The sequence below is a fragment of the Paenibacillus baimaensis genome (assembly GCF_025567575.1).
This window is the reverse complement of the sequence record NZ_JAOQIO010000016.1, coordinates 196,665-209,643: the sequence shown is the minus strand read 5'-3', so window position 1 is coordinate 209,643 and position 12,979 is coordinate 196,665. Positions and strand designations below refer to the sequence as shown.

11 protein-coding genes are annotated in these 12,979 nt (G+C 47.9%); 4 read left to right on the top strand and 7 right to left on the bottom strand.

Features of this window, described 5'->3' with window-relative positions; all coding sequences use genetic code 11:
• Positions 1–2 precede the first annotated feature (2 nt).
• The 5 genes from OB236_RS07915 to OB236_RS07895 form a co-directional block, all read right to left on the bottom strand.
• Positions 3–896 carry a carbohydrate ABC transporter permease gene (locus OB236_RS07915; protein WP_076233860.1) on the bottom strand — a complete coding sequence of 298 codons (894 nt, stop codon included), beginning with the start codon at positions 894–896 and terminating at the stop codon, positions 3–5.
• A gap of 15 nt (positions 897–911) precedes the next feature.
• On the bottom strand, positions 912–1,886 hold the full coding sequence (locus tag OB236_RS07910; protein ID WP_144026536.1) for an ABC transporter permease: 975 nt from the start codon (positions 1,884–1,886) through the stop codon (positions 912–914).
• 116 nt (positions 1,887–2,002) lie between these two features.
• The gene (locus OB236_RS07905; RefSeq protein ID WP_262683457.1) at positions 2,003–3,817 is read right to left on the bottom strand and encodes a cache domain-containing sensor histidine kinase; all 1,815 of its coding nucleotides are present in this window, start codon (positions 3,815–3,817) and stop codon (positions 2,003–2,005) included.
• Entirely contained in the window at positions 3,817–4,839 is a 1,023-nt protein-coding gene (locus OB236_RS07900) for a response regulator transcription factor (protein WP_262683455.1), read from the bottom strand. The genes OB236_RS07905 and OB236_RS07900 overlap by 1 nt, the downstream gene beginning before the upstream one ends.
• A 150-nt stretch (positions 4,840–4,989) precedes the next feature.
• Positions 4,990–7,317 carry a chondroitinase-B domain-containing protein gene (locus OB236_RS07895; protein ID WP_262683454.1) on the bottom strand — a complete coding sequence of 776 codons (2,328 nt, stop codon included), beginning with the start codon at positions 7,315–7,317 and terminating at the stop codon, positions 4,990–4,992.
• A 286-nt stretch (positions 7,318–7,603) separates the two neighbouring features.
• Between OB236_RS07895 and OB236_RS07890 the strand changes: the two genes are divergently transcribed.
• The 4 genes from OB236_RS07890 to OB236_RS07875 all read left to right on the top strand — a co-directional run bounded on the left by OB236_RS07890 (position 7,604) and on the right by OB236_RS07875 (position 11,504).
• Positions 7,604–8,560 (top strand): ATP-binding protein, encoded by a 957-nt coding sequence (locus OB236_RS07890; RefSeq protein WP_262683453.1) that lies wholly within the window; start codon positions 7,604–7,606, stop codon positions 8,558–8,560.
• A 14-nt stretch (positions 8,561–8,574) separates the two neighbouring features.
• The gene (locus OB236_RS07885; protein WP_262683452.1) at positions 8,575–9,465 is read left to right on the top strand and encodes a tetratricopeptide repeat protein; all 891 of its coding nucleotides are present in this window, start codon (positions 8,575–8,577) and stop codon (positions 9,463–9,465) included.
• 386 nt (positions 9,466–9,851) lie between these two features.
• Positions 9,852–10,295 carry a DUF1641 domain-containing protein gene (locus tag OB236_RS07880; RefSeq protein WP_262683451.1) on the top strand — a complete coding sequence of 148 codons (444 nt, stop codon included), beginning with the start codon at positions 9,852–9,854 and terminating at the stop codon, positions 10,293–10,295.
• A 30-nt stretch (positions 10,296–10,325) separates the two neighbouring features.
• Positions 10,326–11,504: an NAD(P)/FAD-dependent oxidoreductase gene (locus OB236_RS07875; protein WP_262683450.1), complete on the top strand. Its 1,179-nt coding sequence runs from the start codon at positions 10,326–10,328 to the stop codon at positions 11,502–11,504.
• Positions 11,505–11,598: 94 nt separating this feature from the next.
• On the opposite strand, the gene OB236_RS07870 is transcribed toward OB236_RS07875, so the two are convergent.
• Both OB236_RS07870 and OB236_RS07865 read right to left on the bottom strand, forming a co-directional pair.
• Entirely contained in the window at positions 11,599–12,498 is a 900-nt protein-coding gene (locus OB236_RS07870; RefSeq protein ID WP_262683449.1) for an NAD(P)-dependent oxidoreductase, read from the bottom strand.
• 21 nt (positions 12,499–12,519) lie between these two features.
• Positions 12,520–12,921, bottom strand: coding sequence for a DUF3052 domain-containing protein (locus tag OB236_RS07865; RefSeq protein WP_317259325.1), 402 nt, complete (start codon positions 12,919–12,921; stop codon positions 12,520–12,522).
• Between the last annotated feature and the right edge of the window lie 58 nt (positions 12,922–12,979).

The window sequence follows — 12,979 nt, the reverse complement described above, 5'->3', positions numbered from 1 at the left end:
TTTTATCCTTTTAGCGATCCGATCATCATCCCTTTAACAAAATGCCGTTGAATGAATGGATAGATAATAAGAACAGGCAGCGTTGAAACTACAATCAATGAAAATTTCAGCAGCTCCCGCAAGCCTTCCTTCGCCGCTTGATCGGCAAGATCGGTAATCATTGATGCATCTACCTCGTTTTGCACAAGAATGTCACGGAGCACCAGCTGTATCGGGTACAGCTCCTGATGCTTCAAATACAACAGCGCATTAAAATATTGATTCCAGTGACCTACTGCATAAAATAAGGCAATTACTGCAATAATCGGACCCGATACCGGAATCACGATTTTGCGTACAAAAGTGAGATCACTGCAACCGTCCATTTGGGCCGCTTCAAGCAGCTCGTCAGGTATCGTGGTTTGAAAATACGTACGGGCAATAACCATATTCCATACGGCGAGAGCCCCCGGAATGATCAGCGACCATCGGGTATCAATCATACCAAGTCCCTTCACGACCAGATACGATGGAATCAAGCCTCCGGAAAACATCATCGTGAACACGAACAGGGCCATAATCACATTGCGCGGCATGAAATCTTTGCGGGATAGTGGATAAGCTGCAATTAATGTAATGAACACATTGATCACCGTACCCACTACCGTATAAAATACCGAGTTCAAGAAGCTGGAGCCGATCAGTCGGTGCTTGAACACCGCCTCGTAGCCCGCTAGTGTAGGCTCCACCGGATACAGCCAAACCTTGCCGGAAACAACCGCCGAGGATGAGCTGAAGGAAGCGCTAACAATATAGACAAGCGGATATAAAATCGTAATCGTAAAAATAAACAGGATGATGTAATTGACGATCGTAAATACTCTATCATCCGCACTTTCTCTAATTGTTCCTGTCATGCATAACATTCCTTTCTACCAGAGACTGGTTTGTCCCGCTTTTTTGGCTATTCGATTGACCAGTACGAGAAGAACTAGATTGATCACTGATTTAAACAATCCGATTGCAGCCGAATAGGAGTAATTAATCGCTGTAGATGCCAAACCCACTTTGTATACGAACGTATCGATGACCTCAGAGGCGCTCGTGTTCAGCGGATTTTGCAGCAGCAGGATTTTCTCGAAGCCGACATCCAGCACATGACCGGTGTTCATAATGAGCAAAATAATGGCTACCGGCATAATACCCGGCACATCAATATGCCACATTCGTTGTATTTTGTTCGCTCCATCCACGACGGATGCCTCATGCAGTGCAGGATCAACGGCCGCAAGCGCAGCCAGATAGACGATGCAGGAAAAACCGACGTTCTGCCAAATACCGGACCAGACAAAGATGTGTGAGAACCATTCCGGCATACCCATAAAGTTAATGGTCGGCAGCCCGATATATCTCATCAGCGTGTTAATGAGCCCGATACGCGGGTCCATCATCTGCAGCACGATCCCAACCATGACGACGACGGAAATAAAATGCGGCGCATACGTGATCATCTGTACTGACTTTTTGAAAAATCTGGAATTCACATAATTCAAGCTTAATGCCAGAATGATCGGAAACGGGAACCCGGCAACCAAGCTGTAGAAGCTGAGCAGCAGTGTGTTTTGCATAATCCGTACAAATTCATAGGACTCAAAAAAACGATAAAAATATTTGAGGCCCACCCATTCGCTGCCCCAGATTCCTTTGGTCGGGATGTAATTTTTGAAGGCAATTATAGCCCCGTACATCGGTACATACTTGAAAATGATTAAATAAATAATCGGAAGCAGCATGAGCAGATACAATTGCCAGCGGCTGGACATGTTCTTACGCAGTCTGGTCATGAGACTGTCCTTTTTCAAGAAAGCAACCGGTCGGGTGTTGGTTCGATTGGCTGATGCTTCCATAGATTCCTCCTTCTTTCGATAACGAATGCTTGGATTTGAGTTGATCTTTCCTATACCCAGCATACGAAATTGCGTATATAGGAGCATGCTGATAATTTGCGCTCCTATGACTTTTTTTACGATGGATATGCTCGGGAGCTTGCGATGGCTGGAGCATTGGAGGCGGGCATGCGGATGGTCACCGTAGTACCCTCGCCTTTCGTGCTTTGCACGGTAAGACCGTACTGCGCTCCGAACACCATCTGAATCCGGTTGTGTACATTCATAAGTCCAATGCTTCCTTCGGAGGTGGTCTGCGACCCCGATTTCTCTTCATGGCTGCGCATCAACCGCTCGTTCAGCCTTAATAATATGTCTGGCTCCATGCCGCAGCCATTATCCGTTACGGTCACACAAAAGTCCACGGAATCCTGCCAAGCGTCGATCACAATCGCATGAGAGTCGTCTATACCCTCCTGAAACGCATGCTTGAACACATTTTCAATCAAGGGCTGCAGCGTTAGCCGAACCATATTGTTCAACAGCCAATCCGGGTGTATGCGAACGTCAATTTCAAAATCGCGCTGAATCCGGTATTTCATAATTTCCATAAAATAAAGCACATGCTTCAGTTCATTAGCAACCGTAATTTGCTCCAGGTCGGTACGGATCGAATACCGCAGCATATAGGATAGGGAACGGACGATGTCCTTGATTTCCCCAGACTTCTGGATAACGGCATAGCAAATAATAATTTCCAGCGTGTTGTACAAAAAGTGCGGGTTGATTTGCAGCTGGAGCGACTGGAATTCAGCAAGCTGGCGTTTTAACAAATTTTCCTGATTATGCAGCTCGGTTTCATACACACGTTCCACCAGCTCCTCCAGTCGGGCTACCATCGTGTTATAGCTGGATATGAGCTGATCCATCTCATCACGGCTACCTGTTAGCGGCACTCTCGTCCACTGTCCTCTTTCCGTCTGCCGCATCCCGCTTTCCAGCAACCGGACCGGACGGATGATGGATTGCCCGAATCGATACGCGAGCAGCGAAGCTAGTGCCAGAGTCAGGATACCCACGATAATCGTCGTCTGGCGCAGATCCGAGATCGGCTGGCGCTGCTCACTAAGCGACATGCTGGCTACGAGCGTCCACCCCGAATACTCCGATTTGCGGCTGAAAAACACACGCCCCGGCTCACCTGGCAGCTCGAAGGTCTGATCCGTATTGGCCTCCACCGCTTGGTATTGATTTCCGTCCAGCTGCTTGCCGATACGCTGCGAATCGGGATGATATAAGATCTTGCCTCGCTCATTGACGATGAAGAAGTATCCCGATTTTCCGAGCTTGATGCCCTTCCAGAGTGTATTCAGCTCTCCTATTCGCAGCTCGAAGCCCATAATGCCCTTGAACGATTTGGAGGAGGTTCTGTCACCCAGCTGACGCACAAGTGTGAGATGGCCATCAAGAAATCCCGAGTCCCGAATCATCAGCTTTCCATTTAACCCCGTGTCTTCCTTAAGCTGTTCGACGTATTCTTCAAAGCCTTTATAATTAAACGACACGATGTGAATATTGAAATCTGTTGCCCGAAAGCCGTTATACCCCACGATGTAGGTCATCGAAATTTCCGGATTGTTGATCAGAACCGATTGGAACACACCTGTTTTGATCGCATTTTCGGCTGTATAGAAGTTGGAGCCTCTTGGAAGGTCCAACGTTTCCTTCACTAACGGAGAAGTAAGAATCGAAACCGTGGCTCGCTCATAGTTTTTCAAAAACAGATCAGTTTCGTGAACCACATTATCAACAATTTGCGTGAGCAGGCCCTCGTACTGGTTCTCCAGCTCGCTCGCCGAACGCCAATATCCGGTGAATGCCACGCTGATCAGGGTGAATGCAATAATAATGACAAAATAAATGTAAATTTTACGCCCCAAACTTTTTTTCATTACTGGATCCCCAGCAAAGCACGATATTCGGTAGGTGAATAACCGGTTGATTTCTTAAAGGATCTGGAAAAATGGGGATAGCTGTCATAGCCGATCTCGCCGACAATATCAATGATCTTGTGATGCGGAACAGCAAGCAGCTGCTTCGCCTTCTCCATTCGTTTGCGCAAGCGATATTGGACAAAGGTTTCGTTAGTTTTTTTCTTAAAATAGTGGCTGAAATAGGTTGGTGTAATGCCCAATCGTTCGGCAACCCGGTCCAGCGTAAGGTTCTCATCGAACAGATTCGCATCGATATAACAGAGAGCCGCTTCAAGTACATTGATCGTTTCGTGATTACGTTGTGCGCCCAATTGCTGGAGCCAAACGGCTATCTCCGTTTGGAACCGCTCGTAAGTCAACGTATGCTCGGCATTGGCCGCCATCAATGATTCCGTTTCAAATCGATACACGCCGCGGGCATTCAGTTTTCTGGCGAGCAGCATCATTCCGTCAAACACCCTCTGGCGCAGATGAGCCCCTGTAACGCCCGCCAATAGCTCATCTTTGCCCTGCGAGAGCAGCTCTTGTACGCGTAACCGATCCAGCATCCATATGGATTCTTCCAATTGATCGATCCACCGCTCTAAATCGGCATAAGAAAATATCGGAGCCTCCCGTTCCGCAAGCAGCTTATCCAGTACTGGAAAAAGCTCGATCTCGGTGATCGGCTTCAGCAAATATTCCTTGGCTCCATAGGACATACTTTTTTGTGCGTAAGCAAAGTCCCCATGGCCCGACAAAACCACGATTTGTGTGGACAGCTTATGCAGTTGGATTTGTCTGCACAGCTCCAAACCGTCCATTCGAGGCATCCTAATATCGGTTAGCAGAACATCGGGCGGATTCGATACCATCTGCGATAATGCCTTCACACTATCCGTAAACGTCTGAATATCGTGAAATCGCTTGTATTCTCCAATTAACGCTTTCAATCCAATCCCGATAATCGGCTCGTCATCAACGACAAAGATTGTAGCCATTTGTGTTCCCCCCATCCTATCGTCATTATCCGATGAACGGCTGTCATTTGGATATCGTCAAAACCTCGAAAGGATCTTCAAAATCGAAAGTCCGTCCCCGGAGGAACGGACTTTCAGCTCACATATCCATGCTTGGCTTACATACCAGCCTTAAGGGGCGTTCGTTCCTACCTCGGAAGGCGATAGCTGATGAACGACAGGAATAGCGGTTGAGGCGGAATATTCGTCCGCACCCACATCGTTTATGGAACGGGTTTCTCCATCCATGTCTGTGGTGACGTACGTATAGCTGCCAACTGCAGAGTTAATCGCGGCCGTGCTGGTGGATGATAGCTTTTGCAGTCCATTAAACGTTCTGAACAACGGGTCAGCAAGACGAATTTCAGCCGTCGTTCTTGATTTATTGTTCAAGGTGCTTCCGTAACCGAGATTTCCTTCGAATACGGTATTCGTCGTTGCCGCTTCATTATAGAGCGTTCCTGTTGAATTTTTCACAATATTGTTAGCCACCTTGACGTCCTCTGGAGCATAGGTTTTACCCGATCCGACGATGATCCCCGAGGTGCTGTTCACAATCGTATTGTTGACGACCTGTGCGCGATAAACCTTCCATTGTGCCGTTAACTGTGTCGGTGTCGGATTCGGCGGATAACCACCTGTTCCCCCATCAAAGCTACCGCTGTCGATGATGATCGCGCTTTGCGTCAGGTTTTCCATGTAATTATTGTAGATCTTATGATCGTTGCCGTAAATTCGAATTCCTGCCTCTTCAGTTTCAACCCCGTCTCCAAGGAAGAAGTTGCCGTAGAAGCTGTTGCTGTGGCCATGTCTGGACGTCAGCCCACCCTTCGAGGTTTTAAACGTGTTATATCGGACTGTGTTGTTGCTGCTTTTGACCGACACGATTTCCGGCTCGCCGTCGCAGTTCTCGAACAGATTGTACTGGATCGTGTTATACCCGTTGGACAACGAAATTCCGGACAATCCCAAACGTATTGTTTCCTTGCCGTTCGCTACCCAGGGACCGACATCGTGGAAATAGTTGTATTCGATCGTATCATACTGCGAAATATTGCCATTGCCATCGCCCTCATAGGCAATGAGCGGAGCCGTATCCTTCTTTCCGCCAAAATCATTGTGGTCGATCTGGTTATGATGGCTGTTCACACCCCTGACCTGAACCCACATCGAATTGGTACCACTCTCTGATAAAGCAAACAAATTGCGTGTCAGCCTTATATTGTTCGATCCGTCCAAAATAACAGCCGATTTGTCAAACGATGCGTTCGTTGAGCTGCCTGGCTGCGTAAATTTCAGTCCTTCGAGGGTCACATAGGATGAGTTTTGCACATAGAAAAATGCGCCGCCGTTAATAATTGCCTGACCCTGATTGGCCGCAATAAGCTTGATCGGGCTGCTGGCTGTACCGTTTTTACCAGCAATCTGGATTGGGCCTGAAGCCGAGTAGTTGCCATTCGCAAGTACTATCGTTGTGCCTGCAGACGCATTACTAATCGCGGTCGCCAATTGGGCCGCCGTCGACACGTTCACCACACCTGTACTCGCTTCACTGTGCCCATATATTTCAACCTCGCTGTAGCTGTTCCAGGTGCTGCTCGAATTACCATGGCCAACAATTCGCACATAACGGGCATTCGACACATCTGGGAAGTCAAAGGTTTGCAGGGCATCGCTCAAGCTGCTGGTCACATTGGACCGCGCCGTTGTAAACGTCACATTATCTGCAGATGTCAATATATCGAAGGTAAAGGTTCTTGCAGCGCCGTTAAAAGGAGCCAGCTTGATATAAGACACGGTCTTGCTGGACCCCAAATCGTATTGGATCCATTGACCATCACCGTTGCTCGACCAACGGGTCGCTGTATTCCCGTCTACTGTATTGGCCGGCACATTACCGTCATTGCCACTATCGCTGATCGAAGCGGCAGGAACCGTCAATTTGACGTCTACTGCTGCATTGTTTGTCGATGCATCTCCGTAAATCTCCACTTCCGTGTAGCTGTTCCACGCATTCACAGAGTTGCCGTGTCCAATAATTTTCACATAACGAACCGGATCTACATCCGTAAAATCAAAGGTTTGCAGGCTTGCACTCAAGCTGCTCGTGACGTTAGAGCGCACTGTCGTAAAGGTTACATTGTCCGTGGAGGTTTGAATATCAAAGGTTGATGTGCGTGTATCACCGTTCAAAAAAGCCATTTTTACATAAGCCAGCTTCTTGAGGTCCGTCCCCAAATCAAACTGAATCCACTGCCCGTCGCCACTAGACGACCAGCGGGTAGTCAAATTGCCGTCCAGTACATTTTTCGGTTCGTTTCCATCATTGCCGCTTGCCGTTACGTTGGTTATCGGGATGATAAACTCCGCATCTGCGGCATAAGTGGCGGAGATCGGGAGCATCGTTACCATTAAATAAATGAACACCACCAACGCACAAACTTGTTTACGCTTTACCATTGCACACGTCCTTTTCATTTTTTTAAAACGCTTTCAAATGGTTAGAGTGCACTCTATTGCCATTGTTGCAACAAGCCTAGCCAAAAGTAAACCTTCAAAATCGAAACAGATCATCAAAATCGATACTGAGGCGTTCATTTTACAAATCCCATCGTTATTTTCAGAACAACTACCGGTTGCCATGAAGTCAAGAAACTTGAAACCGCCGTGGCTTTGCTGATAAAATCATATTAAATTCAAGTTCGAATGGATGATGTTCTTCTTACCCTTTAAGGAGTTGAAGCTAATGTCCGATGATACCCAAGGTAAAGACGAAAGAAAGAACAAATTAAAGGTCATTTCATTTAATAAAGAACGAAATCATCTGATCGAAATGGAACAACCCCGGATTACGTTTGAGCAGGTTGGCGGCATGGAGCAGATCAAGAAGAAAATCCGTATGAACTTTATACTCCCGCTCAAGCAGCCGGAAATGTTTCAGGCATTCGGTAAAACCGCTGGCGGCAGCTTACTGCTCTATGGGCCTCCCGGCTGCGGCAAAACCTTCCTCGCCCGTGCTATCGCTGGTGAGATTAATGCCAATTTCCTTCATATTGAGCTGCAGGCTATTTTATCGATGTATGCGGGGCAGAGCGAGCACAATTTGCATGATTTTTTCGAAAAGGCTCGCGCCGAAAAACCGTGTGTCATTTTTATTGATGAGCTTGACGCTATGGGCGGGAGCCGTCATCAAATGCATCAGCACCACGATCGCATGCTCGTCAATCAACTGTTAACGGAGCTGGATGGCTTGCAATCGTACAATCATGAGGTGCTCGTGGTTGGTGCCACCAACACGCCATGGTATCTGGATTCCGCGCTGCGCCGCCCAGGACGCTTTAATCATCTGGTATTTGTACCGCCACCGGAAGCTGCCGAGAGGGAATTAATTCTGGGGTTGAAGCTGGAGGGCAAGCCACAGGAGCCTTTAAATCTGAAGAAGTGGGCCGAGCAAACTACACATTTCTCGGGTGCGGATCTCGAGCAGGTGGTCCGGGATGCAATTGAGCAAGCCCTGGAGCGATCCCTGGAGAGCGGAGACATCCAGCCCATTACGGACCACGATCTGAAAAAGAGTGTAACAGGCCGCAAGGCGACCACTCTGGATTGGTTTTCAACGGCCAAAAATTATGCAACCTTCAGCGATATTAACAAAGACTATGAGCATGTGCTGGAGTATATCAAAACCTATCGAATCAAATAAGAAGAAGGCTGCAGGTGATTGCGGTGTCCTTGCGTTATGAGCAATCTGACCATATGACCCGGGTGTTTCAGCTGACGAACTGGAGGCGCTTTGACGAAGCGATTTCTGAGGCCGAGCAGTGGCTCAGGGAGGAACCAGAGAATGCCAATGCTTATGGGATGCTAGCCCAAATCTATATGAAATCCGGTAAATATGACAAAGCCCTGCATTGGTCGGCGGAGTCTCTGAAATATGACCCCGAGAATAAAATCGGCTGGTTCGTGCGTGTCATTGTTTTATATTCCCAGGGTAAGGAAAAGGAGTATTTGCAGGCGGTCAAGGAAGCGCAGCGAATCGATCCCTATGAAAGCCATTATTTGTTCCTCAGCTTTAATTTGTATCACAAAAAGGGCAAGCTTCAGCAAGCGAGGGAGGAACTGGACCAAGCGCTGCAGTTGGCTCCCGACAACTCCTTGTACTTGGCTGGTGACAGCTATCTGCATGCCAATGCCCGCAATTTCCAGGCTTCGCTGGCATCTGAGCAGGCCGCCTTGTTCCAGAACCCGGATCACGATCAAACCTTTCTCTATCTGGCCTGGGCCGCTGAAAAAAGAGGCGACTACGATAAAGAACAGGAGTATTTGAAAAATGCAATAAGACTCGATCCCACAGATGCACAGATCCGCCGGGAATACCTGAAAAGCCTGCAAAAAAGCTATTGGTTTTACCGCTTACTTCTTTTGCCCTCATTTATCAAAAAGATGAAGCCGTGGCAAATCTTCCTCACCTGGGTCGTCGCCTGGCTTCTATTCAAACCGTTGATACTCCTATTCATCGTGCTGCATGTCCTCTCGCATTGGACGAGCAAGCTCCTGGTTAAAGCCAAGGTGTTCGGCTGGCGGTCGATTTTTAGAAAACAATCATAAAATGCGAGTTACTTATGACGTGAAGAAGGAGATGTCACCAGCAGCTTGGCTGCTTGAGGGACATCTCCTTTGGCTGGCGGCTCCCACATTCTGCATGTAAATCCGCATCATAATTTCCTTTACAGCAATAACTCCAGGAACACCGAATAATTTGTAACTAAATGATGAAAAAACTATTGTCTCGCAGCGTTATAAGGTATACAATATAGCTTAGCAATTACTTGGTTCGCAGCAGCTTAGACACGGAAACTTTCTAACTTCTATGTGATTTTTTTCACAAGTGAATGGATAATATAATAATAACCTATATTATATTTCATATAGATCGCGGAATATCGTTTATTGCTACTTGCGAACAATTCAGATGAATAAAGGAGGAACAAAGAATGGCACAAACCACTGCTCAAGTATCAGAACAAGAAGTTTCAGTAGCTCCGGCAACCGTTAAAGCAGATGTATTGGATCAATTGTTAAAACCTGAGGTACAAGAGGCATTGACCGTATTGGTAGATCAACTGCCACGACTTACGGAAATGATGACTCTGCTTACCAAAACGTATGATTTGGCTAATAAAGTAGCCAACGACCGTGTATTGATTCAAGACATGGTAGGCGGCATTCAGGAAGTTGTCAAACCGCTTGAGGAAAAAGTAAAGGGTTACGCATCGGCTGCTATTGAAGCCAACGATCGCGCTGATCAAAGCGAAGCCACGATTGGCCTATTTGGCATGCTAAAGCTGCTTAAAGATCCGGAACTGCAAAAAATGCTTCGTTTTAGCCAGGCATACCTTGACATTTTAAGCGAAAGAAAAAAGCAAGATCACCTATAAAACAACCTATTGCCAGAATGGAGGATAAACGTGAGTAAACAAATTTTGATCTTGGGTGGCGGCTACGGCGGCTTGTTGAGCGCTCTTTCCGCTCGTGCCCATCTAACGCATGAAGAAGCAGAAATTACCGTTATTAACCGCGTGGGCTCGCACCAAATTATTACTGAGCTGCACCGTCTTGCTGCAGGCAATGTTGCCGAGAAGGCAGTAGCTTTGCCATTGGAAAAGCTGCTTAAAGGTAAACAGATCAATGTGGTGGTTGGTACGGTTGATGAAATTAATGTGGAAGAACGCAGAGTGCTTCTTTTGGGTGGCAAAACGTTCAGCTATGACGCTTTGGTGCTCGCACTAGGCAGTGAAACCAACTATTTTGGTATTCCAGGTCTGCAGGAAAACAGTTTCACGCTGAAATCCGTAGCCGATGCCAACCGTCTATTTGCGCATGTGGAGCAAAGCATTCGCAATTACAGCAGCACCAACAACAAAGCAGACGCTACTTTCGTTATCGGTGGCGGAGGCCTGACAGGCGTTGAACTGGTGGGTGAGCTTGCTGATGAGCTGCCGGGCATTTGCCGTAAATATGGCGTCGATTTCGCAGACGTTTCACTGTATCTGGTTGAGGCTATGCCAAGCATTCTGCCAATATTCTCTGCTGAGCTTATTGAGCGTGCAACGGTCAGCCTTCAAAATCGTGGTGTTGAGTTCTTGACGGGCCTTGCGATTACCGAAGTGAACGGACCAACCGTAAGCCTCAAAGACGGAAGAACCATCGATACGAATACATTGGTTTGGACTGGCGGCGTACAAGGCAGCTCGCTGGTAGCGAATTGTGGAGTTGAAGTGAATCGTGGTCGTGCAACGGTTAACGAATCGCTGCAATCCGTATCCCATCCTGATGTATTCCTCGCTGGCGACTGCGCAGTCGTATTCGGACCGGAAGGTCGTCCGTTCCCGCCAACTGCACAATTGGCTTGGCAAATGGGTGAGCTGGCAGGCGCTAATATCGCAGCTCATTTCAAAGGCACAACCATGGATAGCTTCAACCCTGTATTCTCGGGAACATTGGCAAGCCTCGGCCGTAAAGACGGTATCGGCTCCGTAGGTGGAAGCGGTATTGAATTAAAAGGTACTCCGGCATCCTTGATGAAAAAAGCGAGCAACGCCCGTTACTTGTCCCACATTAACGGATTGTTTGCCCTTGCTTATTAATAAGCTGGTTATGCAATCAAGCCTCTCCACAGCATATTGTTGTGAAGGGGCTTTTTGTTATACAGATATATACAGATTATTTAAAAAAGTGCCTCTACTTTCTTTCCACCTTGGTCCCCGTTAGCAGCTCCAGAGACAAGATCACAGCAGACATGTCCAGCTCCCCCAGCTGCTGCTCCACAGCCTTTTGCAGTACGGCTTCCACATGATTTCCGGTCGATATTTCTATCCCAGCTTCGGCTACGAGTCGGTTAGCCAATCCGACATCCTTAAGCAGGTACTTCAGAGCGCCCCCGGGTTGAAAGCTGCGATCCAGAATATGCTGCTCAACATGGCGTCGCAGCATACGGCTATCCCCGTAGCTTGTGGAGAGAATTTGATACAGCTGCTCGGGATTGATTCCGTAGGCACTGCCTGCTGCCATAGCTTCTGCAGCTGCTAAAGTATGTGTGGCAACCAAATATTGATTCATCAGCTTGGCTACGCTGCCCAAGCCCGAGCTGCCCAAATACTGCACATTGGAGCCTAATTGTTGGAGCACAGGCAAACATTGCTCATAGGCATCCGCTTGTCCACCCACCATGATCGTCAAGGTACCTCGCTCTGCACCCTCCGGGCCGCCGCTCACAGGTGTGTCCAAGTAAACCAGCTTATAGGATGCCGCCTCCACACCTAACTGCACACTCAGCTCGCGACCGACGGTTGTAAAATCCATACAGATGGCACCTGGCTTCGCTTGTTTAAAAATACCCTGCTCATCCATATACAATGCCTGAACATCCTGCGGCATCGATAGACAGGTACATATCACGTCTGCCAGCTCTACAGCTTCCCTAATTGTCGCCGCACGGCTCGCCCCCAGCTGTACCAGCGGCTCTACCTTATCCGCCGAACGGTTATACACAGTGACCTCATATCCGGCTTTAATCAGTCGTGCCGCCATTCGGGAGCCCATAACCCCCATCCCAATAAAGCTAATCCGTTGCAGTTTCATCACCCTCCAGCTTGATATGTTCTATGTATGGCTATCTTGGGTGCGCTGCTTGCCCTTATCGGTTACAGCAGACGCTCTGACCATATTCTTAATTCGATCCACATGCCGAAATCGCAGTGCAGACCAATCCTCATCGATCGCGATCTGACGTACCGGCTCAAATCCCTCATCGGCGAGCAGTACAGCTACAGTCTCCCTGCTGCAATCCGAGCCTTTATAAGCTTTGGATGTTTTTTTGGGATAACACAGCCATAGGAGGCCGTCATCCCCCAGCACTGCGACTCCCAATCGAGCGGCTGTTTGAAGCGAATCATTGCTGATTCCGAATACCTGTACGAACGGATAGGAATCGCGAAGAGCCTCCCGATCGACCTCACCTTTAAAATATGTGATCACTTCCTCATACACCTGAGGGGCATTCATAACAAGAACGGCCTCCCCCCTGGTCTTTGTATTGCATTTTCTGAAATAGCGGATGTAC

Coding starts and splice junctions, on each gene's coding strand:
- OB236_RS07895 (WP_262683454.1), bottom strand. CDS start 7,317: ATGGTAAAGCGTAAACAAGTTTGTGCGTTGGTGGTGTTCATTTATTTA.
- OB236_RS07880 (WP_262683451.1), top strand. CDS start 9,852: ATGGCACAAACCACTGCTCAAGTATCAGAACAAGAAGTTTCAGTAGCT.
- OB236_RS07910 (WP_144026536.1), bottom strand. CDS start 1,886: ATGGAAGCATCAGCCAATCGAACCAACACCCGACCGGTTGCTTTCTTG.
- OB236_RS07890 (WP_262683453.1), top strand. CDS start 7,604: ATGTCCGATGATACCCAAGGTAAAGACGAAAGAAAGAACAAATTAAAG.
- OB236_RS07900 (WP_262683455.1), bottom strand. CDS start 4,839: ATGGCTACAATCTTTGTCGTTGATGACGAGCCGATTATCGGGATTGGA.
- OB236_RS07915 (WP_076233860.1), bottom strand. CDS start 896: ATGACAGGAACAATTAGAGAAAGTGCGGATGATAGAGTATTTACGATC.
- OB236_RS07870 (WP_262683449.1), bottom strand. CDS start 12,498: ATGAAACTGCAACGGATTAGCTTTATTGGGATGGGGGTTATGGGCTCC.
- OB236_RS07865 (WP_317259325.1), bottom strand. CDS start 12,921: ATGAATGCCCCTCAGGTGTATGAGGAAGTGATCACATATTTTAAAGGT.
- OB236_RS07905 (WP_262683457.1), bottom strand. CDS start 3,817: ATGAAAAAAAGTTTGGGGCGTAAAATTTACATTTATTTTGTCATTATT.